At 60.1% G+C, this 23110-nt stretch carries 16 protein-coding genes and 3 tRNA genes; 6 read left to right on the top strand and 13 right to left on the bottom strand.

Features of this window, described 5'->3' with window-relative positions; translation table 11 throughout:
* Both IE079_RS05030 and IE079_RS05025 read left to right on the top strand, forming a co-directional pair.
* On the top strand, window positions 1–1419 hold the full coding sequence (locus tag IE079_RS05030) for a Y-family DNA polymerase (RefSeq protein WP_189573748.1): 1419 nt from the start codon (window positions 1–3) through the stop codon (window positions 1417–1419).
* Between the two features lie 12 nt (window positions 1420–1431).
* Complete coding sequence (locus IE079_RS05025) at window positions 1432–4551, top strand: error-prone DNA polymerase (protein WP_189573744.1); 3120 nt, start codon at window positions 1432–1434, stop codon at window positions 4549–4551.
* A gap of 61 nt (window positions 4552–4612) precedes the next feature.
* Here IE079_RS05025 and IE079_RS05020 read toward each other — a convergent pair whose 3' ends face one another.
* The 4 genes from IE079_RS05020 to dbpA all read right to left on the bottom strand — a co-directional run bounded on the left by IE079_RS05020 (window position 4613) and on the right by dbpA (window position 9665).
* Window positions 4613–5935, bottom strand: coding sequence for a sodium ion-translocating decarboxylase subunit beta (locus tag IE079_RS05020; RefSeq protein WP_189573741.1), 1323 nt, complete (start codon window positions 5933–5935; stop codon window positions 4613–4615).
* 13 nt (window positions 5936–5948) lie between these two features.
* The gene (oadA, locus tag IE079_RS05015) at window positions 5949–7754 is read right to left on the bottom strand and encodes a sodium-extruding oxaloacetate decarboxylase subunit alpha (protein WP_189573739.1); all 1806 of its coding nucleotides are present in this window, start codon (window positions 7752–7754) and stop codon (window positions 5949–5951) included.
* Window positions 7755–7796: 42 nt separating this feature from the next.
* Window positions 7797–8048 (bottom strand): OadG family protein, encoded by a 252-nt coding sequence (locus IE079_RS05010; protein ID WP_189573736.1) that lies wholly within the window; start codon window positions 8046–8048, stop codon window positions 7797–7799.
* A 240-nt stretch (window positions 8049–8288) separates the two neighbouring features.
* A complete protein-coding gene (gene dbpA / locus IE079_RS05005) occupies window positions 8289–9665 on the bottom strand; it encodes an ATP-dependent RNA helicase DbpA (RefSeq protein WP_189573733.1) in 1377 nt (458 codons plus the stop codon).
* 105 nt (window positions 9666–9770) lie between these two features.
* Here dbpA and IE079_RS05000 point away from each other — a divergent pair, with 105 nt between their 5' ends.
* Window positions 9771–10310, top strand: a complete 540-nt coding sequence (locus tag IE079_RS05000) for a DUF2058 domain-containing protein (RefSeq protein ID WP_189573730.1) — start codon at window positions 9771–9773, stop codon at window positions 10308–10310.
* A gap of 161 nt (window positions 10311–10471) precedes the next feature.
* Here IE079_RS05000 and IE079_RS04995 read toward each other — a convergent pair whose 3' ends face one another.
* From IE079_RS04995 to alaS, 7 genes are all read right to left on the bottom strand, one after another.
* Window positions 10472–11935 (bottom strand): alpha/beta hydrolase, encoded by a 1464-nt coding sequence (locus IE079_RS04995; protein WP_189573727.1) that lies wholly within the window; start codon window positions 11933–11935, stop codon window positions 10472–10474.
* A gap of 615 nt (window positions 11936–12550) precedes the next feature.
* Window positions 12551–12627, bottom strand: a tRNA-Arg gene (locus IE079_RS04990).
* A gap of 387 nt (window positions 12628–13014) precedes the next feature.
* Window positions 13015–13091: transfer RNA gene (locus tag IE079_RS04985), tRNA-Arg, on the bottom strand.
* Between the two features lie 158 nt (window positions 13092–13249).
* A tRNA-Ser gene (locus IE079_RS04980) sits at window positions 13250–13339 on the bottom strand.
* Window positions 13340–13508: 169 nt separating this feature from the next.
* Window positions 13509–13709, bottom strand: a complete 201-nt coding sequence (gene csrA, locus IE079_RS04975; protein WP_189573723.1) for a carbon storage regulator CsrA — start codon at window positions 13707–13709, stop codon at window positions 13509–13511.
* Between the two features lie 184 nt (window positions 13710–13893).
* Entirely contained in the window at window positions 13894–15129 is a 1236-nt protein-coding gene (locus tag IE079_RS04970) for an aspartate kinase (protein WP_189573721.1), read from the bottom strand.
* A gap of 207 nt (window positions 15130–15336) precedes the next feature.
* Window positions 15337–17967, bottom strand: a complete 2631-nt coding sequence (gene alaS / locus IE079_RS04965; RefSeq protein ID WP_189573719.1) for an alanine--tRNA ligase — start codon at window positions 17965–17967, stop codon at window positions 15337–15339.
* Window positions 17968–18111: 144 nt separating this feature from the next.
* On the opposite strand from alaS, the gene IE079_RS04960 reads away from it, so the two are divergent.
* Window positions 18112–18648, top strand: a complete 537-nt coding sequence (locus tag IE079_RS04960; RefSeq protein ID WP_189573717.1) for an RDD family protein — start codon at window positions 18112–18114, stop codon at window positions 18646–18648.
* 8 nt (window positions 18649–18656) lie between these two features.
* On the opposite strand, the gene lptG is transcribed toward IE079_RS04960, so the two are convergent.
* Complete coding sequence (lptG, locus tag IE079_RS04955) at window positions 18657–19718, bottom strand: LPS export ABC transporter permease LptG (RefSeq protein ID WP_189573715.1); 1062 nt, start codon at window positions 19716–19718, stop codon at window positions 18657–18659.
* Window positions 19705–20814, bottom strand: a complete 1110-nt coding sequence (lptF, locus tag IE079_RS04950; RefSeq protein WP_189573713.1) for an LPS export ABC transporter permease LptF — start codon at window positions 20812–20814, stop codon at window positions 19705–19707. Before lptF ends, lptG begins: the two co-directional genes overlap by 14 nt.
* 192 nt (window positions 20815–21006) lie before the next feature.
* Here lptF and IE079_RS04945 point away from each other — a divergent pair, with 192 nt between their 5' ends.
* Together IE079_RS04945 and IE079_RS04940 are read left to right on the top strand one after the other, a co-directional pair.
* Window positions 21007–22500, top strand: a complete 1494-nt coding sequence (locus IE079_RS04945) for a leucyl aminopeptidase (protein ID WP_189573711.1) — start codon at window positions 21007–21009, stop codon at window positions 22498–22500.
* Complete coding sequence (locus IE079_RS04940) at window positions 22487–22969, top strand: DNA polymerase III subunit chi (RefSeq protein ID WP_189573709.1); 483 nt, start codon at window positions 22487–22489, stop codon at window positions 22967–22969. Before IE079_RS04945 ends, IE079_RS04940 begins: the two co-directional genes overlap by 14 nt.
* Window positions 22970–23110 lie beyond the last annotated feature (141 nt).

The following is a 23110-nucleotide window of genomic DNA, read 5'->3' as shown; positions in this document are numbered from 1 at the left end:
ATGATCTGGCTGTATCTGCACTTCCGGCACCTGCTGCTGGACCATGTTGCCCGCTCCCGCCAGGACCCGTCACCACTGGCGGTGCTGTCCCATGGCACACGGCAGGTGATACAGGCCTGCCCCCGGGCCAGGCAACTGGGCGTGCATCCCGGCACGGCCCTGAAAACTGCCCTTAACCTGGCCCCGGAACTGGTCATGGTCCACGCCGACGATACCCGTCAGGCCGGCATCCTGGAGCAGCAGGCCCACTGGCTTTACCGCTACATGGACCGCATTACCCTCTACCCCCCGGATGGCCTGCTGGCGGAAGCCGGCAGTGTCCAGCGGCTGTATGACGGCCTGGAACCACTGCAAAAGCAGCTGCAACAGGCCCTGGAGGAAAGGCAGCTGAACGCCTCCCTGACCACCGGCCCGACACCCCTGTCTGCCCGCCTGCTCGCCCGGGCCGGGATGCAATGCTGTACCGGGGAAACGTCGCAGATGCACCGGCAGCTGGAGGCGCTGCCACTGCCCCACGCCGGTTTTGACGATCGTACCCTGCAACGCCTGACCCGCCTGGGGCTGACCACACTGGGCCAGGTCTTCCACCTGCCCGCGGTGGAGCTGGCCCGCCGCCTGACACCGGAAACCCTGGCTTATGTGCAGCGACTGCAGGGGCAGCGCCCGGACCCGCAAACCAGTTGGCGGCCGCCCCATTACTTCCGGCAGCGAGCCGACTTCGGGCTGCCGGTGGAAAAGGCCCAGGGATTGCTGTTCGCCCTGCAACGAATGCTGTCGGAACTGGAAAGTGACCTGCAGTGGCGGCAGCAGGACACCGACAGCCTGTTGCTGATACTGCACCACTACCGACGGGAACCCAGCCGGCTTCGGGTACGCACCACCGGGCCGGAGCACCGGGCAGAAGCCTTTATCAACCTGCTCCGGATACGACTGGAACAGCACCCGTTGCAGGCACCGGTGGAAACCCTGGAGCTGAAAGTCACCCGTTTTCTGGACCGGCAGGCAACCAGCCACACCGACCTGCTGGGTGAAACCACCGATCAGGGGGAAGCCTGGCACACCCTGGTCAGCCGCCTGCAGGCCCGCCTGGGAGAGTCGGCCCTGCAACATCTGGCTCCGGCGGCTGATCACCGGCCGGAACGAGCCTGGAGCGCCCGCAGCCTGACCGCCGGGCCCCATCACCACAGCAAGGGCTCGGATCAGCTACCCCTGCGCCCATTATGGCTGCTGCCCCAACCCACCCCCCTGGAAGCCACTCCGGAAGCGTGGCTCGGGGGCCCGGAGCGCATCAGCGGGGGCTGGTGGGACGGAGCCCGGGTGCTACGGGACTACTACATTGCCCGCCTGCCCAGCGGGCAACTGGCCTGGGTCTACCGGGACGACCAGCAGAGCTGGTTCGTTCATGGCTGGTTCGGATAACGCAGGATAACCATGAATTACGCCGAACTGCACTGCTTCAGCAACTTCACCTTCCTCACCGGAGCCTCCCACCCCCACGAACTGGCGGAGCGGGCCCTGGCGCTGGGATACCGGGCTCTGGCCATCACCGATGCCTGTTCCGTGGCCGGCATCCCCAGAGCCTGTCAGGCCCTGAAGGGCAGCCCCGTCGCCCTGATTACCGGCAGTTATTTCCAGCTGGAACCAACCACCCCGGACATGACCCCGGCCAGGGTGATCCTGCTGGCCCGCACCCGGCTGGGCTACAGTCAGCTTTGCCGGCTGATCACCACTGCCCGACGGCGGGCCCCAAAAGGCCGTTATCAGTTGCTACCGGAGGATCTGGAGAACCACGCCCTGGACCATTGCCTGTGCCTGTGGCTGCCACCGGCACCGGAGCAAGCCGGATTTGCCAACGCACGGCGTACCGGCGAATGGTTGCTCGGCCTGTTTCCGGAGCGGCTGTGGCTGGCGGCCAGCCGGACCCTGGCCTCCGGCGAGGAGCAAACCATCCAGCGTATCCGGGCCCTGTCACTACAACTGGAGCGCCCCGTGGTTGCCACCGGTAACGTGCACATGCATTGCCGGCAACGCCAGCCCCTGCAGGATGTGCTGACCGCGATCCGTCACAACACCTGTCTGGAACAGGCCGGGCATCACCTGTTCCAGAATGGAGAGCGCTACCTGCGGCCACTGCCTGTGCTGAAACGCCTGTTTCCCGAGGCCTGGCTGGAGGAAACCCTGATCATTGCCGATCAGTGCGGCTTCCGTCCTTCTGAGTTGCGCTACGAATATCCGTCAGAGCTGGTGCCGCCGGGCAAGACGCCCGCCAGCTGGCTGCAGGAACTGACCCGCCAGGGGGAGCAGCGGCGCTTTCCGGCGGGCACACCACTGCCCGTCCAGGCCCTGATCCGCAAGGAGCTGGCGCTGATCCATGAGATGCAGTACGAACACTACTTTCTCACCATCCACGACATCGTCAGCTTCGCCCGCAGCCAGGGCATCCTGTGCCAGGGCCGCGGCTCGGCCGCCAACTCGGCGGTGTGCTATTGCCTGGGCATCACCGAAGTGGATCCCCGGCAGGTGGAGCTGCTGTTCGAGCGCTTCATTTCCAAAGATCGTGGCGAACCCCCGGATATCGACGTGGATTTCGAGCATGAACGCCGCGAGGAGGTCATCCAGTACATCTACCAGCGTTATGGTCGTGAACGGGCCGCCCTGGCCGCCACGGTGATCCGCTACCGCCCCCGTAGCGCCATCCGCGACGTGGGCAAGGCCCTTGGCTTTGATCCCGCACAGGTGGAACAGCTGCTCAACGGCATAGACTGGCGGGACCGGGAAACCGACTGGCGCGGGCAGATTCTCGACAAGGGCCTGACCCGGCACGAACGTGTTGCCAACCAGTTTTTCACCCTGGTGAATACCCTGCTGGGCTTTCCCCGCCACCTGTCCCAGCATGTGGGCGGTTTCGTGATCGGCTCGGGCCCACTGGCGGACCTGGTGCCCACCGAAAACGCCGCCATGAAAGACCGCACGGTGATCCAGTGGGACAAGGACGACCTGGAAAGCCTGGGGTTGATGAAGGTGGATGTGCTGGCCCTGGGCATGCTGACTGCCATTCGCAAGGCGCTGGCGCTGATTCCCGGGGAGAACGGCCAGCCCCTTACCCTGCAGGAAATCCCCCGGGAAGACGACGAGACCTACGGCATGTTGCAAACCGGGGACAGCATCGGCGTGTTCCAGGTGGAATCCCGGGCCCAGATCAATATGCTGCCCCGACTGAAACCGGAGAAGTTCTACGACCTGGTGATCGAAGTGGCCATTGTTCGCCCCGGCCCCATTCAGGGGGACATGGTGCACCCCTACCTGAAACGCAAACATGGCCTGGAAGAGGTCAGCTACCCCAACGAGGAAGTCCGGGGGGTGCTGGAACGCACCCTGGGAGTGCCCATCTTCCAGGAGCAGGTGATCAAGCTGGCCATGGTGGCCGCCGGCTTTACCGCCGGCGAAGCGGACAGGCTACGCCGGGCCATGGCAGCCTGGAAGTCCCACGGCGACCTGACCCCCTTCCGGGACAAACTGATCAACGGCATGCTGGCCAAGGGGCACAGTGAAGACTTCGCCGAGCGGCTGTACCAGCAGATCTGCGGCTTTGGTGGCTACGGCTTCCCGGAATCCCACTCCGCCAGTTTTGCGCTGCTGGTGTATGTTTCGGCCTGGCTCAAACGTCATCACCCGGCGGCTTTCTATTGCGGGTTGCTGAACAGCCAGCCCATGGGGTTCTACTCTCCCTCCCAGTTGATCCAGGACGCCCGTCGTCATGACGTGGTCGTGTTGCCGGCGGATGTAAACCACAGCCAATGGGACTACACCCTGGAGGGCCCTCAACAGCATTTACGTGTCGGCCTGCGGCAAATAAAAGGTCTGAACCGGCAAAGTGCCGAGGCCCTGTGCCAGCAGCGACCATCCGGGGGCTACCGGAACATAAGGGAGTTGCGCCAGCTCACCGCCCTGCCCCAGCGGGACCTGGAACTGCTGGCCGGCGCCAATGCCCTTGAGACTATCAGCGGCCACCGCCACCAGAGCTACTGGCAGTTGCTGGGGCATGAAGCCGCCGCACCCCTGTGGGTGTCCGACACCGATGATGACCCTGGCTATCTGGCGGAGGGCGACAATACCGATCTGCCCGCCCCCTCGGAAGGCCAGAACATTCTGGCGGATTTCGCCAGTCAGGGCCTGAGCCTGCAGCGCCACCCCATGGCCCTGCTACGGGAACAGGGCCAGCTGCGCAACTGCCTGAACGCCGAACAACTGAAAACCGCCGAACCCAACCGCCCGGTCCAGGTCGCCGGCCTGGTCACCGGCCGCCAGCGACCGGGTTCCGCTTCCGGTGTCACCTTTGTCACCCTGGAAGACGAGTTCGGCAACATCAATGTGGTGGTCTGGCTCAATACTGCCCGCCAGCAGCGCAAGCCTTTGCTGACCTCACGGTTACTGCATGTGAAAGGCATTGTGGAACGGGAAGGCGATATTGTTCATGTCATGGCCGGGAAGCTGACGGACCTGAGTCATCTTATAAGTACCTTGCCAGTGGGTTCCCGTGATTTTCAGTAGGCCAAAAAAAACCGGAAGGCGTAAAGCCTTCCGGTTTTTTCAATCCACTGCCAGTCAACAATCAGCCAAGCAGCTTGATCATCACACCGGCCGCTACCGCAGAGCCGATAACACCAGCCACATTCGGACCCATGGCGTGCATCAGCAGGAAGTTCTGCGGATTGGCCTCAAGGCCAACCTTGTTGGATACCCGCGCTGCCATCGGCACCGCAGATACACCGGCAGAACCGATCAGCGGGTTGATCTTCTCTTTTACCATCGCGTTCATCAGCTTCGCCATCAGAACACCACAGGCAGTACCCACACCGAAGGCCACGATACCCAGCGCCAGGATACCCAGAGTCTGGCCATCCAGGAACTTGTCCGCCATCAGCTTGGAGCCAACGGACAGCCCCAGGAAGATAGTGACAATGTTGATCAGGGCATTCTGGGCGGTATCGCTCAGACGCTCCACCACGCCACATTCCTTCATCAGGTTACCGAAGCAGAACATACCCAGCAGCGGCGCCGCATCCGGCAGGAACAGAACCACCGCAATCAGCACCACCAGCGGGAAGACAATCTTCTCCTTCTTGCTCACCGGACGCAGCTGACTCATCTTGATGGCCCGCTCTTTCTCGGAGGTCAACGCTTTCATAATGGGCGGCTGGATCATCGGCACCAACGCCATGTAGGCATAGGCGGAGACCGCAATTGCGCCGATCAGATGCGGGGCCAGAACACTGGATACATAGATGGACGTAGGACCATCAGCGCCCCCGATGATACCAATGGCCGCAGCTTCCAGAATGGTGAAATCCAGAATGCCAAACCAGTCCAGAAGCGCCGCGCCGATCACGGTACCGAAGATACCGAACTGCGCCGCCGCACCCAGCAGCATGGTTTTCGGGTTGGCGAGCAGCGGACCAAAGTCGGTCATGGCGCCAACGCCCATGAAGATCAGCAGAGGACCAATGGTGCTGCCAATAACAACCGTATAGAAGTTGTACAGCATACCGTTGGCATAGCCGAAGTCCTGGGCGGCCGCATTGGCCATACTCAGGGTGGAATAGTCCGCATCCTTGAAGGCGGCCTTGAAGGCGTCCCGGATTTCCGGCGTCACCGCCTGACCCGCTTCATAGGAAACATCCAGAATGCCAGCGATAGCGGCCAGCACTTCCGGTTTGGCGATATGAACCGCATTTTCCGCCGCAGACAGGGCCAGGCCCGCCTCCGGGATATTCGCCAGAATGCCGCCGAAGCCAATCGGCACCAGCAGCAACGGCTCAAAGCCCTTGCGAATTGCAAGGAACAACAGAAGCAGACCGATGGCGATCATCACCACCTGGCCGGCCGTTATGTTGAACAGGCCACTGCCTGTCCAGAGCGTTAGTAATTTATCCATGGAATGCTGGCCCTTATGCGATTGTCAGCATTTCATCATCAGGAGATACGGCATCGCCGACCTTGACGAAGACTTCACCGACGGTGCCGGACTTGTTGGCGCGAACCTCGGTTTCCATTTTCATGGCCTCGAGGATAATCACCACATCGCCGTCTTCTACCTGATCACCCGGCGAAACGTGAACCTTGAAGATGTTGCCACCCAGCGGTGCCAGCAGGGGCTCGCCCTCACCGGCAGCGGGATCGGGAGCGGCTGCAGCAGGTGCAGAACCACCGGCGGCGGCACCACCCTTGGCTTCAATCTGGCTGATTTCACCACCTTCGGTGACCCCGACCACATACTCCTTGCCGTTGACCGACACGGTATAGGTTTCCGGACCGTCGGCAGACTTCGCCGGCGCGGAGGCAGCGGCAGCACTTTCGGCGGAGGGTACCGGCTCGAAGGCATCCGGGTTGCCGCGGTTTTCCAGGAACTTCAGGCCAATCTGTGGAAACAGGGCGTAGGTCAGAACATCATCCACTTCGTTTTCCGCAAGCTTGAAGTTCTTTTCCTCGGCCAGCTCTTTCAGTTCCTTGGTCAGCTTGTCCATTTCCGGCTCGATCAGGTCAGCCGGACGACAGGTAACAGGCTCCTTGCCATCCAGCACACGCTCCTGCAGTTCCTTGTTGAAATCGGCCGGCGCCGCACCGTACTCACCCTTGAGGATGGCGGCGGTTTCCTTGGAGATCGACTTGTAGCGCTCACCGGTCAGCACGTTCAGTACCGCCTGGGTACCAACGATCTGGGAGGTGGGGGTTACCAGCGGGATAAAGCCCAGGTCTTCACGAACCTTGGGAATTTCCGCCAGAACCTCATCGAACTTGTCGGTAGCGTTCTGCTCGCGGAGCTGATTCTCCATGTTGGTCAGCATGCCACCTGGCACCTGGGCAATCAGGATACGGGAGTCAGTGCCGCGCAGGCTGCCCTCGAATTTCGCATATTTCTTGCGAACCTGGCGGAAGTAACTGGCAATTTCTTCGAGCAATTCCAGATCCAGCCCGGTATCACGTTCAGTGCCCTCGAGGATGGCTACCACTGCCTCAGTGGGCGAGTGGCCATAAGTCATGCTCATGGAAGAGATGGCGGTATCCACGTTGTCGATACCGGCCTCGGCGGCCTTGACGGCCGTGGCGGTAGACATGCCGGTGGTGGCGTGGCACTGCATGTGGATGGGAACATCCAGCTCTTTCTTCAGGCGGCTGACCAGCTCGTAAGCCACGTAAGGCTTGAGGATGCCGGCCATGTCCTTGATGGCGATGGAGTCCGCGCCCATGTCGGCCACTTCTTTCGCCAGCTCTACCCACATGTCAACGGTGTGCACCGGGCTGGTGGTATAGGCGATGGTACCCTGGGCATGCTTGCCGGTCTTGCGAACGGCCTGAATGGCACGGTCCATGTTACGGGGATCGTTCATGGCGTCGAAAATCCGGAACACGTCGACGCCATTCTCGGCGGCACGTTCACAGAACCGGTCTACCACGTCGTCTGCGTAGTGGCGGTAACCCAACAGATTCTGACCGCGCAGCAGCATCTGCTGTGGCGTGTTCGGCATGGCTTTTTTCAGTTCACGGATCCGCTCCCACGGATCCTCGCCCAGGTAGCGGATACAGGAGTCAAAGGTTGCTCCACCCCAGGATTCCAATGACCAGAAGCCTACCTTGTCGAGCTTCTCGGCAATCGGCAGCATGTCGTCCAGGCGCATGCGAGTTGCCAGCAGGGACTGGTGCGCATCCCGCAGGATAACGTCGGTAATCCCCAGTGGTTTCTTGGTGTCAGTCATCGTGTCAGCCTTCTGTAAAAAGGTTCTAGTGTTCTGCGCCGGTCACTTCTTGTGGCGTGACCGGTATTGTGCAATGGCTTTCTTGATTGCTTCCGCCGTGTCGGGATCAACCGCGGCGGGTGCAGACGCTTTGGCACGTGGCGTCCTGGCCGGGGTTGCCGGCTCGGGCGGCGCGAATCGGCCAATGATTTTCGACATGAGCAGCGTTGCGAATACCAGGATAACCAGGAATACGAACACGAAACCCATGCCTGCGATCATCAGGTCGATCGCCTGTGACATCAGCTCACTCATAACATGTGCTACCTGTGTTGATTTAGATGATTTTTCCTCTGGCAGTGGCTTTCAGGCCCTGTCCAGGCCAGAATGAAAACCATTGCCGGAGGCAAAATCCTGCGTAATTTACCGTTTTATTCACAGGGGGGCAACAAACTCGCCCCCAGCAAAACCGCATTTTTTCAGCACTTCACAAAATGCAATTGGCAAAACCACGTATCAGTGTTGCATGATGACTCTGGTGATCAAAGCCCCCGGTTACACGACTTTTACCCGGAATTTCCTGCCTTTCACACGACCTTCCTCCAGACGCCTGCGGGCCTTTTCAGCCATCGCGGCTTCCACTGCCACAAAGCTCTGGAACGGCTGAATATTGATCCTGCCCACCACGTTACCGGGCAGGCCCGCCTCCCCGGTAAGGGCTCCCAGAATATCTCCCGGCCTTACCTTGTCTTTCTTGCCGCCGGAAATGCACAGGGTGACGTATCGTGTGGCCGGGGGTGCAACCGGAACATTGAGTAGTTCATCGGCCGGAAGCGGTTCGATCGCCTCACCGGTTGCCTGCTCCAGCCGGGTGATCTTGTGGGCATGGGCAGGCGTTAAAAAGGTCACCGCCAACCCCTCCCGGCCGGCACGACCCGTGCGGCCGATGCGATGGGTATGGGTTTCCGGCGAACGCGCCGGCTCCAGATTGACCACCAGCGGCAGGTCATCAATATCCAGCCCGCGGGCCGCCACGTCCGTCGCCACCAGCACCGTGCAGCTCTGGTTGGCGAAACGGATCAGCACCAGATCCCGTTCCTTCTGGTCCATATCACCATGGAGCGGACTGGCACTGAACCCCTTCGACACAAGCCCCGCCGCAACCGTATCGCAGTCCTGTTTGGTAGCGCAGAACACCAGGCACCCCGAAGGCTGCTGTTCGGACAGGAGTCCGCTGAGCGCGTCCAGCTCCTGGCCGGAAGAGAGTTCATAGAACCGCTCGGTGATGGCGGGCGCGAGCTCTTTATCGTCGGTAACCGTCAGACTGACCGGATCACGCTGGTAGCGGCCACTCAACCGGCGAATCTGGTCTGGCCAGGTGGCAGAGAACAGCAGGGTCTGACGCCGCTGCGGGCAACGGGACACGATGGATTCCACCGCATCCTGGAAGCCCATATCCAGCATGCGGTCTGCCTCGTCGAGCACCAGCATCTGAACCTGGTCAAGGGACAGTGTCTCCTTGTCCAGGTGGTCCTGAATTCGCCCGGGTGTACCCACCACGATATGGGCGCCATGACTGAGGGAGCCAATCTGCGGGCCGATCGGCGTACCCCCGCACAGGGTCAGCACCTTGATGTTATGCCGGGCCCTGGCCAGCTCCCTGAGTGCACTGGCAACCTGGTCTGCCAGTTCACGGGTCGGGCACAGCACCAGTCCCTGTACGGCAAAACGCTTTACATCAAGCCGCTCAACCATCCCGATACCAAAGGCGGCGGTCTTACCGGAACCCGTTCGGGCCATGGCAATCACGTCACGACCTTCCAGCACCGCAGGAATCGTCACCTGCTGTATCGGTGTCGGTGCTTCAAAACCGAGCGCCGTCAGGTTGTCGAGCATGGCGCTGGACAGGCCAGGTATCTGAAATGCAGTCATGGAAAAATCCGGATAGCGAGAATGGAGGTTACGGCAAGGGCCTTGAGCCGCTTATAATACCGGAAACTCGCCTTCAATTCAGAACCGCCGACAACGGAAGCAGACATGGCATCACTCCAGGACCAACTACTCAAGGCGGGCCTTGCGGACGAAAAGAAGCTCAAGGCCCATCAGAAAGAGAAGAAGAAGCAGCGCAAGCAACAACCCAAGGGCGCTGTCCAGCAGGACGAAACCAAACTCCGTGCCCAGCAGGCCCGCGAGGAGAAAGCCGAAAGGGATCGCCAGCTCAACGAGCAACGCAATGAGGAAGCCCGCCGCAAGGCCATTACCGCCCAGATCCGTCAGTTGGTGGAAACCAACCGCCTTGATCGCAGTCGTTGCCAGACGGATTACCAGTTTGTCCACGGCAAGAAGATCAAGAAAATCCTGGTGGACGACACCATGACTGACCAGCTGTCACGGGGACGCCTTGCCGTGGTGTTCATGGATGAACGCTATGAAGTGGTCCCGGAGCCGGTGGCCCGCAAGATTATGGAAAGGGATGCAGACGCCGTGGTGGTGCTGCATGATCGGGCGCAGCAGGCGGATCAGGATGAGGACGATCCGTACGCGGGATATGAGATTCCGGATGATTTGATGTGGTAATCAACCGGCCTTAAGGGGCAGTTTACATCTATAGGGATCAGCGTCCAAAGAGGCCCCGATAAAGATGACGAAATTCTGGTCATTTTGATGTATTTACGCTGAAAAGACAGGGACGCAGTCAGCGTCCCTGTCCGGTTCATTCCGGTGAAGGAATTCGCTGATCAGCTTCCACAGGGCGGAAGCCCAAGGGCAGCCCGCCCTTGAGTGCCGTCGTTGACAGTGAATTTACAGCCATATTCCGGATCGGCGACAACTGCAGGATCAAGAACCTCATCTCCATCCGGTTTGGCCGCTTCGCCTTCGTTAACCCAACTCAACCAATCAACCAGTGCAGTACTGATTTCACTTGCTGTGAAGTCACAGTGACTTGGCGCACGGATAGCCCGCTGAACAAGCAAGTCTTCAGCGCCATTTTCGATCGCACCCTCACGGTACAACTGCTGGTGGACGAAAGGCACATAGAAGTCACCTAGTGTGTGCATGGTCAGAACGGGAACATCGAAATCCCCTTGCACCAGAGGCAGCCAGCGAACACCGTCGTCCTGGAGCGGGTTAACGCCCAGATCTGCCTGGAAGCGACCGACTTTCGCGGTAAACGCCCGTTCCTGTCCGGTAAAGCGCGGACCGTCAGTCCAGCGATAAACCCGATCGGTGTTGTCGTAGTAATTTCGGGCCAGAATTCCATTGATATCACCTTCCCGACCGCCGGTGCCAAGCACTGCGTACTGAAGGCCAGGATTGGGAAAACCATGGTCGAAAAATATTGGACGCTCGCCACCGGTAAGATCCATGGCGATCTGCTTGGCTCGTTCGCCATTCTGGTTCGCTGGCTCCCAGGTAATATTGCCTCCACCGTCAGTCTCGAAAAGTGCTACCAGCATGCTGGGCAAGGTATCCTGATACTCTTCGGGGGGTGTATCACCGAAGCCAGAAAGCTCCTGAATCACGCGAGTGTAATCGCCGAGCCATTGAAACTGATTCTGTTCGGCCTGGCAGAACGGTAGCGCGCCTTCATAGTTCACTGGATAGGCCGTCCTCTCCATGTTCTCCCGGTCAACGGCCGCTGCCGCTGTGTGACCACCCAGGGAATAACCGGAGATCAGAATCTGGTCGGGAGCCAAATAGCCAGTATCAAAGTCAGCTTCAATGTAATCCATGACCTCCAGGGCCAGTTTGTTGGTGTCTTCGATACCTGCGCGCACATCATAGTAATTGGCAGAATATGAAGAGGCTGCCCACGCATAGCCCGCAGCAAGAACCGTTGCACGCCACGCCAGATCCGGTACCGAAACCCCGAGCGTCTCGCCTTCACCACGATAACCATGGGTATACATAACCAGGCCATCGCCATCCCAGCCATCAGGAATCTCAGCTGCATAGACAGCCGGACCCTGAACGCCTTCATAGGTTCCCGAATAAGCGGAAGCCCCTGGTTGCGCATCAAATGAAAGATCTTCCGCAACCGTAAACTCCCGGCTGTCATGGTCCCGAACGAGGTCTTTATTGACCCCCCAGCCAATGCCCTTGCCCTGGTTGTCGTTGGCGTTCTTGGCCTGCAGTACAGGGCTCGCAAGTCCTACTGCAGCGGCACAGGCTAGCGCCAGTACGTGTTTGTTATAGCCCATTTCGTTACTCCACATTTTTGTTGTAGTTCATCTTATTTTGCTCAGCGGAACACGATTTTGTAACCGTGTGTAACAAAGTAGGATATGTTTGTTAACGGCGCAAGAAGCAATTCATTGTCATAGAGTTCAGTTCGTACTGGCAGGCGAAAACGATAGGCAGAGGTGGGCGGGCTGTGGACAACTTTTCCCGGGTACAACGAAAAACGCCTCTGCAGGAGGGGTGCTCCAGACTGAGGCGTCTTTATGTAAATGGCGCGGCTGGGAGGATTATGCGGGCCTTTGGCCCTTCCCTTCGGGCCGCCGTCGCTACGCTCCCGCGTTCCTCCGTGCGCTTCGCGCACTCCGGTCGAACCTCTATCGGTTCAAATCCTCCCAGTGCACAACGAAGAACGCCTCAGCAGGAGGGGAGCTCCAGACTGAGGCGTCTTTGTATAAATGGCGCGGCTGGGAGGATTATGCGGGCCTTCGGCCCTTCCCTACGGGCCGCCGTCGCTGTGCTCCGGCGTTCCTCCGTGCGCTGCCGCGCACTACGGTCGAACCTCTTCCGGTTCGAATCCCATCGAACTCCGGAGTATGTCTCGTTCTCCGGGTTTACGATGAGATTATGCAAATAAGTGGCGCGGCTGGGAGGATTCGAACCTCCGACCGCCTGGTTCGTAGCCAGGTACTCTATCCAGCTGAGCTACAGCCGCGCATCAAAACTTTAGCAATGTCGGTCGAACCTCCGACCGCCTGGTTCGTCGCCAGGTGCTTTATCCAGCCGGCCGGCGCTCCGGGGAGCTACAGCCGCGCATCAAAACTTGTTAAATCTCGGTCGAACCTCTTTCGGTTCGAATCCCATCGGGCTCCAGAGTATGTCGCGTTCTCCGGATTTACGATGAGACTGTGCTAATAAGTGGCGCGGCTGGGAGGATTATGCGGGCCTTCGGCCCTCACCCCTATCGGGGCCGCCGTCGCGTTGCTCCGGCGTTCCTCCGTGCGCTGCCGCGCACTACGGTCGAACCTCTTTCGGTTCGAATCCCATCGTGCTCTGGAGTATGTCGCGTTCTCCGGGTTTACGATGAGACTGTGCAAATAAATGGCGCGGCTGGGAGGATTCGAACCTCCGACCGCCTGGTTCGTAGCCAGGTACTCTATCCAGCTGAGCTACAGCCGCGCATCAAACTCTGCTCTTCTCGGTCGGGTTTCCGACCGCCTGGTTCGTGGCCAGGTGCTTTATCCAGCCGGCCGGCGCTCCGGGGAGCTACAGCCGCGCATCTGTTGATTGCTATCTCAACCTGCCATCATTCTTTCCTTTATTGACCAAAAAGGAAATGGCGGAGAGGGAGGGATTCGAACCCTCGGTACGATTGCTCGTACGGCTCCTTAGCAGGGAGCTGGTTTCAGCCACTCACCCACCTCTCCGTGACAACGGCGCGTATACTACCATAATTTTTCTGTTTTCATAGGGTTGACACAGATTTTTTCTGACTGCCTGAGCCATCCCCTGAAACCACAACGGAAAAGCCGCCACACCCTGAGGTCGCGGCGGCTATCCGTAGGGCAAGGGCCCCTGCGGGCCCCGGTACCTCAATCAGCTATTGCCGGGTTCCGGGCCTTCCGGATCGCCCTTTTCACTTTGGATGCGCTGATAGATTTCTTCACGGTGTACAGCCACTTCCTTCGGGGCATTCACACCGATACGTACCTGGTTTCCTTTCACACCCAGCACAGTCACGGTGACTTCGTCACCGACCATCAGGGTTTCGCCTACGCGGCGGGTCAAGATCAACATGTCCTTTACTCCCTATTCCAGAGCTACCTGTTCCGACTTGAACAATTAGTTACTAATTTATACGGGAATCTACCGGCTCAAAAGTCGAACAATCCCTTACAGGCAACAGTATGACGACTCAAGAGCGACTTTGGTTCCCTTTTTATAACGAGACCCTGGCGGACCGACCTGTTTATCCGCCCTTTTATCGGGCCTCTGACTCGGCTGTATGCAGCTCAAACGCGCTGTGTAGCGCCCTGACTGCCAGCTCAAGATACTTTTCGTCAATCACCACCGATATCTTGATTTCAGAGGTGGAGATCATCCGGATATTAATGCCTTCATTGGACAGCGCTTCAAACATGCGAGTGGCCACACCGGCGTGAGACCGCATACCAACACCGACAATACTGACCTTGGCAATTCTGTCATCACCGGCCACTTCACGGGCACCGAGTTCACTGGCCAGTTTGTCGAGAATCTCGCGGGTACGACGGAAATCGTTGCGATGCACGGTAAACGTAAAATCCGTGTGATTGTCCGCACCGACGTTCTGGACAATCATGTCCACTTCGATGTTCGCATCGCTCACCGGCTTGAGTATACGAAGCGCAATGCCGGGTGTATCAGGTACGCCCGAAATGGTCAGTTTGGCTTCGTCTCGGTTAAATGCAATGCCGGAAACAACCGGTTGTTCCATGGTGCTTTCGTCCTCAAAGGTAATCAGGGTGCCCTCGCCCTCCTTGAAGGAAGATAGCACCCTTAAAGGCACATTGTACTTGCCGGCAAATTCCACGGCCCGTATCTGCAGGACCTTGGAGCCTAGGCTCGCCATTTCAAGCATTTCCTCGAAAGTAATGCGATCCAGCCGACGGGCGGCGTCCACTACCCGCGGATCGGTGGTGTAGACACCATCCACATCGGTGTAAATCTGGCACTCGTCCGCTTTCAGCGCCGCAGCCAGTGCCACGGCCGTGGTGTCCGACCCGCCGCGGCCCAGGGTGGTAATATTGCCGTGTTCGTCCACACCCTGGAAGCCCGCCACAACTACCACTCGGCCCTTGTCCAGGTCGCCACGCATATTGCGCTCGTCTATGTCCTGGATGCGGGCCTTGGTGTGGGCGCTGTCAGTAAGGATGCGCACCTGGGAACCGGTGTATGAGCGGGCCTCGCAGCCCCGCTTCTGCAGGGCCATGGACAGCAGGGCAATGGTGACCTGTTCGCCGGTAGACACCAGCACGTCCATCTCGCGGGGAGTGGGTTCCTCCATGATATCGTTAGCCAGGGCGATCAGGCGGTTGGTTTCACCACTCATGGCAGACACCACGACCACGACATCGTGGCCGTCATTCCGCGAACGACAGAGCCTGTCCGCAACCGCCTCGATCCGCTCGACCGAGCCGACGGATGTACCTCCGAACTTCTGAACCAGCAGAGCCATGTTCTTCCTGAAATTATCCGGTCAGGGATACCAAGCGGCCCGACCCCGGCCAGTGTTCCGTGTGCGACTTGCCTATACGGAACACCAGTGTCGGAATCGGGCCGCCCCGAAGGCCGGGCATCCGCGTGCCCGGCCGAAAAAACCGCCGAATTATACACACGGTTGTCGATCAAAAGACAGCCGCGAGCCGGCGATTTCACATTTCAATCAGCCGGCGTTTTCCTCTACCCAGCCGGCCACGCCCTCAAGTGCAGCCGGCAGCGCAGCCGGGTTGTTGCCGCCACCCTGGGCCATGTCGGGGCGGCCGCCGCCCTTGCCCTCCACTTGTCCGGCAAGGTGCTTCATCAGGTCGCCGGCCTTGATACGAGACGTCGCGGACTTGGTGACCCCGGCCACCAGGGTAATTTTGCCATCCTCAACACTGGCCAGCACCACGACGCCTTCGCCCAGCTTGTTCTTGAGCTGATCGGCGGTTTCCATCAGTGACTTGCGATCAGCGCCATCAAGCTGCGCAGCCACCACTTTCAGCCCCTTGACGTCAACCGCGGAGCCCGCCAGATCGGCACCGGCAGAACTGGCCAGCTTGCCCTTGAGCTGCTCGACCTCTTTTTCCAGCTGGCGATTGCGATCGATGACCGCCTGTACCTTGTCCACCACGGTGTCACGGTTACCCCGGACCAGCTTGCCGACACGATCCAGGGTTTCTTCCGTTTTGCTGACCCAGCGCAGGGCACCAAATCCGGTCACCGCCTCGATACGGCGGACGCCGGCGGAGACGCCGCTTTCAGAGGTGATGCGGAACAGGCCAATATCACCGGTACGTGCGACATGAGTGCCGCCACAGAGCTCGACCGAGTAATCGTCGGCACCCATGCTCAGCACCCGAACAGTGTCGCCGTACTTTTCGCCGAACAGGGCAATGGCACCCTTGTCCTTCGCGCTTTCGATATCCATCAGCTCAGTCTGGACCGGCGTGTTGGCCAGAATTTCCTCGTTAACCTGACGCTCAATCTCCGACAGCTGCTCCTCCGTCAGCGGCTCGAAATGAGAGAAATCGAAGCGCAGCTTGTCCGGATCCACCAGCGAGCCCTTCTGGCTCACGTGCTCGCCCAGCACATTGCGCAGCGCGGCATGCATCAGGTGCGTGGCGGAGTGATTTTTCTTGGTGTCTTCACGACGCTTGTGATCAATCCGTGCGTCCACCTCCTGCCCGGGGGTGAAGTCGCCTTCTACCACGGTGCCGATATGCAGGTGGTTGTCACCTTCCTTGCGGGTATCATTCACCTGGAAGCGGCCACCACTCCAGGTCAGCAGACCGGTGTCACCTACCTGACCACCGGACTCGGCATAGAAGGGTGTTCGCTCCAGCACGATGACCGCTTCGTCACCGGCCTCGGCAGCCTTCTCCTCACCACCCACCAGGACCGTACGGATGGTTTCGTGGCCGTCGATATGCTCATAACCGGTAAATTCGGTCTTGCCTTCCAGCTTGATGCCGGCGGCGTTGTAATCGATACCGAACTTGCTCGCCGACCGGGCCTGCTCACGCTGGCGTTCCATGGCCTTCTCGTAACCCTCGTAGTCCAGGGTCAGGCCACGCTCGCGGGCAATGTCATTGGTCAGGTCCACCGGGAAGCCATAGGTGTCATAGAGGGTAAAGATGGTTTCCCCGGGAATTTCGCTACCCTTGAGGCCGGCGATATCCTGCTCCAGCAGGCGCAGCCCCTTGTCGAGGGTCTTGGCGAACTGCTCTTCTTCCTGCAGCAGCACCTTTTCAATCTGCTTCTGGCTGCTGCGCAGTTGCGGGTAGGCATCCCCCATCAGATCCACCAGCGCGCCCACCAGCTTGTGGAAGAACGGGCCGGACGCACCCAGCTTGTTGCCGTGACGGGCGGCACGGCGAATGATCCGGCGCAGCACGGAACCACGGCCCTCGTTGGACGGCATGACGCCATCGGCAATAAGGAAGGCACAGGACCGGATATGGTCCGCCACTACCCGCAGGGACGCCTCGGTGGTGGCGACACCGCCCAACACGTCGGACGCCGCCTTCAGCAGGTCCTGGAACAGGTCGATTTCATAATTGCTGTGCACGCCCTGCAGCACGGCGGTAATGCGCTCCAGACCCATGCCGGTATCCACCGAGGGCTTGGGCAGCGGGAGCATCTCGCCGTCGGCGGTACGGTTGTACTGCATAAAGACCACGTTCCAGATCTCGATGTAGCGATCGCCGTCTTCCTCGGGGCTGCCGGGGGGGCCGCCGGCCACATCGGGGCCATGGTCGTAGAAGATTTCCGAGCAGGGGCCGCAGGGGCCGGTGTCACCCATCTGCCAGAAGTTGTCGGAAGCGAAACGGGCACCCTTGTTGTCACCGATGCGGATAATGCGCTCGGCGGGAACACCGACTTCCTGATTCCAGATATTGAAGGCTTCCTCGTCGTCCGCGTAGACCGTGATCCAGAGCTTCTCCTGAGGCAATTTCAGCCATTGCTCCCCGGTGAGGAAGGTCCACGCAAAGTGGATGGCTTCACGCTTGAAATAGTCGCCGAAACTGAAGTTGCCCAGCATCTCGAAGAAGGTATGGTGACGGGCGGTATAACCCACGTTTTCCAGATCATTGTGCTTGCCCCCGGCCCGGACGCACTTCTGGGAGCTGGTGGCACGAACATAATCGCGCTCCTCGCGACCAAGGAAGACATCCTTGAACTGGTTCATACCCGCATTGGTGAACAGCAGCGTGGGGTCGTCGTGGGGAACCAGCGAACTGCTGGGCACAATGGTATGCCCCTGCTGTTCAAAATACTTGAGAAACGCCTGACGCAACTCTGCGGTTTTCATAGACCTTTGATACCTTTCGAGAGACATGGGCCAGAAACACGGGGCAATCGTCCCCGGGGCCGCAATTGATTACATGCATGTGCAAATCCGCTACTCTAGCACACGCCGAAATCAGGAAAAACGTGAAACCACACAGGAGCCCCCATGCCCCGTCGCTTTCATGACGCCGAGGAATTGCCGCCACCCGCCTCCGCGCTCAAGCGGGCACTGGCCATCATCTATGACGGCCTGATCTGCATCGCCGTGCTGCTGGTAGCCACCTGGATCTACACCATGATCGCGGGCTGGGTGACCGGCTGGGAGCGTTACGAAAAGATGGCGGAAGCCGGTCAGCTGTCCGGTGACCCGGGGCTGACCTTCGTACTGTTCCTGGTGCTCTACGTGTTCTTTGCCTATTTCTGGACCCGTGTCGGCCAGACCCTGGGCATGCAGGTCTGGCGCATTCGCATCGAGAACCTCGACGGCACATCGGTGAGCTGGACCCAGGCGCTGCTTCGGTATGGCACGGCGGCGGCCGTCATTTTTCTTGCCATGCTGGCCGGCTATTACATCGGCTCTGTCACCCTGCTTCTGACCGCTCCCGCGATCATCGCACTGTTCTACCCGATCAACGGCCTGTCCCTGACTGACCGGGCGTCCAATAGCGTAGTAGTAGCAACACCAAAGCAGAACAAGGCCTGAAAACCTGCTCAGCCCGCCCGGCGCATCAGCCAGGCGCCGACGGCACCGCTGATCAGAATGGGTATGAGAATCGCCAGCACCGGGTTGAAGCCGAACACCAGGCTCATGGGCCCCAGCAGATCCTGCATGTACTTGAACAGCAGGCCAACAATCAGCCCGGTGAACACGCGGAACCCCATGGTGACGGAACGCAGCGGGCCGAAGATAAACGAAATGGCGACAATCACCATCACCCCGGTGCCCAATGGCATCAGCACCTTTTTCCAGAACGCCAGCCAGTACTGGCCGGAGTTGAGTCCCTGCTCATCCAGGTAACTGGCGTAGGTGAACAACCCGCTCAGGGGCAGGTTTTCGGGCTTGACCACCAGCACGCTGAGCACATCCGGGGTCAGGCCGCTTTCCCAGCGTTCCTGCGCCACCCGCTCCTGGCGTGTATTGTCCCGGGACAGGTAGGTCTTGCGGACATCCTGCAACTGCCAGTAACCGCCCTGGTACGTCGCGGACTCCGCGTAACTGGCGGATACGAGCCAGCGGTCGTCGTTGAAGCGAAATAGCGCGACCCCCTGAAGCTCCCCTCCGGGCCTGACAGCATTGAGATGGATAAAGGTATCCCCTTCCCGGTGCCAGACGCCGCCGGAATCGGCAATATTGCCGGCCCCGCCCCGGGCGACCGCCTTCTGGCTCTGGGCCATGCGCTCCGCCGGGGGCGCCACATACTCACCGATAACCAGGCCAATCAGCACCACCACCAGCGCCGGCTTCATGGCCGACCAGACAATCCGCTTGATGGAGACTCCCGCGGCCCGTATCACGGTCAGCTCCGATGAGCTGGCCATCGCCCCCAGCCCCACCAGGCAACCCATGAAGGCGCCCAGGGGCAGGTAATCGTAGATGCGTCGGGGCAGGGTCAGCAGCATATAGATGACCGCCTCGAACGCCTGGTAATCGTTGCGGGTATCCTCTAGCTCGGCGATGTAACCGAATATCAGGTCCAGCGACAACACCACCAGCATCACCAGAAACATGGCGCCACCCACGTTGCCCATGATGTAACGGTCAAGCCTGCGCACGGGCACCTCCTTCACGCTCAAGCCGGCGCCGGCGCAGCCAGGCCGGACCAAACTGCAGCCACAGGCCGAGCGCCAGGAACAGCACATGTACCCAGGCCATGCCGATCCATTCAGGCACCCTGCCGGAGGCCAGCGCATCCCTCGCGACAATCAGCAGGCCCAGGTAGAGGATATAGATCATCATGGCCGGCAGCAGGTGGAAGAACCGCCCCTGGCGCGGATTCACCCGGCTCAGCCGCACCGCCAGCAGGGTCACCACCGGTACGATCAGTGGCAGCGAAAAGCGCCAGTGCAGCAGCGCCCGCAGTTCCGGGTCATCGGATCGCATCAGCGCCGCGGTACTCAGCCCCTCTTCGTCAATGCTGCCCCGGGCGTCCTGTTCGGCTATCTTGAGCCCGTAGGCTTCGAACTCCGTCACCGAGTAGTCCAGTTCGCCGGGCAGTCCCTGGAAGCGCGCTCCGTTCTCCAGCACCAGGAAGCGGCTGCCAGTTTCATCGTCCACGAACTGCGAACCCTCGTCAGCCACCACCAGGCTCAGTTGTTCATCGGTTTCCGAATACTCGGCGATGAAGACACCCTGGAGCATGCGCCTGTCATCACTGAGCGACCGGGTGTAGGTCACCCGCCCGCCATCATCCAGGCTCTGAAAGCGCCCCGGCGTCAGCATCTCGAACTCTGTGGCCTGGCTCTGTTCGTTGAAGATGCGATCGACATTTTTCATGCCCCAGGGGGTTACCCACAGGCTCATGGCACCGACCAGCAGCATGACCACGAACCCCGCAACCAGAGTGTGGCCAAGCACCTGCCGGTCGCTGACGCCGCAGGCAAACAGCACCGTCATCTCGCTTTCCAGATACATCCGGCCATAGGCAAGCAGAATGCCGATAAAGAAACCCAAGGGAAGGATCAGCTCGAGAAAGCCGGGAAAACGATAGCCCATGATCGCAAACAGCACGTCAGCCGACAGCTCGCCGGCGGCTGCCTCAGCCAGGTACTTGATGAACCGGCCGCTCATGAACACCATCAGCAGCACACCGGAAACGGCAAGCATGGTGGCCAGGGTCTGGCGGGTCAGGTAGCGAAAAATGATGCTCAAGAAAGGCCTCGCAATGGGCTGTGACCAGCGTAATGAATGGGCGCTATTCTATGGAACCTGCACCACAAATGACAGGGTACAGAGCAACTCCCCGAAATCGGGAAATGCATCTACACGCTTGATAAATCGGGAGCAGACCCCGATGCTATAGGAATATCCCTTTCAACCTGCCGACAACCATCAGGAGTCGCCATGAGTTTCACCCTGAGCAGCAAAGCAATCAGCAGTGCCAGAACCGAATGTCTGGTCGTGGCCGTACCGGAAAAAGGCGACTGGCCCGCCTCGACCACTCAGGCCGACGAGATCATGGGCGGACAGCTGAAGGCCCTGCACAATAACGGTGATATATCCGGCAAGAATGCCAGCACGCTGCTTGTTCCCACTCCAGACGCCCCCTGGAGCCGGTTACTGGTGGTCGGTACCGGCAAGGACCAGGACCGGAAACCCGCCGATTATCGCAAGGCCCTTATCGCGGCGGCAGGTGTCCTCAAGGACAGCCCGGCCAAAGATGCGATCGTCGCGCTTGCCGACACACCACTCAACGGCGAGGAGGCCACAACCTCCGAAGGCGCCAGGCTGAGCCTGATTGGCCGTACCCTGGAAGAACAATTCTACACCTTCACCGAGTTCAAGAGTGAGCAGCCGCCAAAGCGCAAGCTGGCCAAAGTCACCGTGCTGGCCTCAGGCGCCGGCAAGGCCCTCAAGGATTCGTTTAACCTGGGCCTGGCCACCGGCCGGGGCATGAACTTCACCCGCGACCTGGGCAACACCCCGCCCAACGTCTGTCACCCCAGTTGGCTGGCCGACCGGGCGAAGGATCTGGCCCGGGAGCATGAGGTCATCAAGACCGAAGTGCTGGACGAAAAACAGATGAAGAAACTGGGCATGAACAGTCTGCTCTCGGTTTCCGCCGGCAGCGCCCAGCCCGCGCGCCTGATCGTGATGGAATACAAGGGCGGCAAGGCGAAAGACAAGCCTTATGTACTGGTCGGCAAGGGCATCACCTTCGACACTGGCGGTATCAGCCTCAAGCCCGGCGAAGGCATGGATGAGATGAAATACGACATGGGCGGCGCCGCAGCAGTGTTCGGCACCATGCAGGCGATCGCCGAAACCAGGCCAAAAATCAACGTGGTCGCCGTTGTCGCCGCCGCCGAGAACATGCCCAGCGGCACTGCCACCCGTCCGGGCGACATTGTCACCTCCATGTCCGGCCAGACCATCGAGATTCTCAACACCGATGCCGAAGGCCGCCTGGTGCTGTGCGATGCCCTCACCTACGTCAAGAAGTACGACCCGGAAGTGGTGGTGGACATGGCCACCCTTACCGGCGCTGCCATTATCGCCCTGGGCCACCAGGCCACCGGCCTCCTGGCCAACAATGACGACCTGGCTGACGAGCTGCTGGCCGCTGGCGAGCGGGCCGGTGACCGGGCCTGGCGCCTGCCCCTGTGGGACGAGTACCAGAGCCAGCTGGACAGCAACTTCGCCGACATGCAGAACATCGGCGGTCGCCCGGCGGGCACCATTACCGCCGCCTGTTTCCTGTCCCGCTTTGCCAAAGACTACCGTTGGGCACACCTGGACATCGCCGGCACGGCATGGTTATCCGGCAAGGCCAAGGGTTCCACTGGGCGTCCGGTGCCTCTGCTGGTCGACTACCTGATGTCCCATGCCGGAAAGTAACGGCCCATCCGGAACGGCGGGCAAGGAGGGAAACCGTTCCTACTGGTTTCACATCCTCGCCGGGGCCACTCCGGCGGACCGCAACCTCCATGCGGTCCGCCTGGTGGACAAGGCCTGGCAGCAGGGCGACCGGGTCTGTATTGTCTGCGACCAGTACGGCCACGCCGAGGAGCTGGACGATCTGCTGTGGAACTTCGCCCCGGAGGCGTTCATTCCCCACAGCATTGTCCCCGACTCTGCCACCCGCTGCTCCGACCCGGTGGGCATCCTGTTATGCGAGCCTGTGGCCGATGACTGGGACACCGTGGTGGTCCTGTCAGCAAAGCTCCCCGCAGACGCTGACCGGTTCAGGCGACTGGCGTTGGTAGCGCACAATGACCCGGAAACCCTGAATACGGCTCGTTCGCAATTCAAACAGCTCAGGGCCCTGGGTATTGAACCGAGGGTTCATGATCAAAGAAAAACATAAAGCCCACCACACCTGTCTGCGGGGCCTGCACCGCAGCTGAAGCACGCGGGTCCGGCTCTACCGGCACAGACGTGCGCAGTGAGACCTTACAAACGCCCGCCAATGCACAGCTTTGGCCCATTCGCCGCAACCCCGGCGAGC

Origin of the sequence: Marinobacter zhanjiangensis (assembly GCF_014651935.1) — a bacterium.
GTDB lineage: Bacteria > Pseudomonadota > Gammaproteobacteria > Pseudomonadales > Oleiphilaceae > Marinobacter > Marinobacter zhanjiangensis.
The sequence above is the reverse complement of the archived record's forward strand: the minus strand, read 5'-3'. Positions and strand labels throughout refer to the sequence as shown.

Coding starts and splice junctions, on each gene's coding strand:
- IE079_RS05010 (WP_189573736.1), bottom strand. CDS start 8,048: ATGAGTGAGCTGATGTCACAGGCGATCGACCTGATGATCGCAGGCATG.
- IE079_RS04995 (WP_189573727.1), bottom strand. CDS start 11,935: ATGGGCTATAACAAACACGTACTGGCGCTAGCCTGTGCCGCTGCAGTA.
- IE079_RS04970 (WP_189573721.1), bottom strand. CDS start 15,129: ATGGCTCTGCTGGTTCAGAAGTTCGGAGGTACATCCGTCGGCTCGGTC.
- dbpA (WP_189573733.1), bottom strand. CDS start 9,665: ATGACTGCATTTCAGATACCTGGCCTGTCCAGCGCCATGCTCGACAAC.
- IE079_RS05025 (WP_189573744.1), top strand. CDS start 1,432: ATGAATTACGCCGAACTGCACTGCTTCAGCAACTTCACCTTCCTCACC.
- alaS (WP_189573719.1), bottom strand. CDS start 17,967: ATGAAAACCGCAGAGTTGCGTCAGGCGTTTCTCAAGTATTTTGAACAG.
- csrA (WP_189573723.1), bottom strand. CDS start 13,709: ATGTTGATCTTGACCCGCCGCGTAGGCGAAACCCTGATGGTCGGTGAC.
- oadA (WP_189573739.1), bottom strand. CDS start 7,754: ATGACTGACACCAAGAAACCACTGGGGATTACCGACGTTATCCTGCGG.
- IE079_RS05000 (WP_189573730.1), top strand. CDS start 9,771: ATGGCATCACTCCAGGACCAACTACTCAAGGCGGGCCTTGCGGACGAA.
- IE079_RS04940 (WP_189573709.1), top strand. CDS start 22,487: ATGCCGGAAAGTAACGGCCCATCCGGAACGGCGGGCAAGGAGGGAAAC.
- IE079_RS05030 (WP_189573748.1), top strand. CDS start 1: ATGATCTGGCTGTATCTGCACTTCCGGCACCTGCTGCTGGACCATGTT.
- IE079_RS04945 (WP_189573711.1), top strand. CDS start 21,007: ATGAGTTTCACCCTGAGCAGCAAAGCAATCAGCAGTGCCAGAACCGAA.
- IE079_RS05020 (WP_189573741.1), bottom strand. CDS start 5,935: ATGGATAAATTACTAACGCTCTGGACAGGCAGTGGCCTGTTCAACATA.
- IE079_RS04960 (WP_189573717.1), top strand. CDS start 18,112: ATGCCCCGTCGCTTTCATGACGCCGAGGAATTGCCGCCACCCGCCTCC.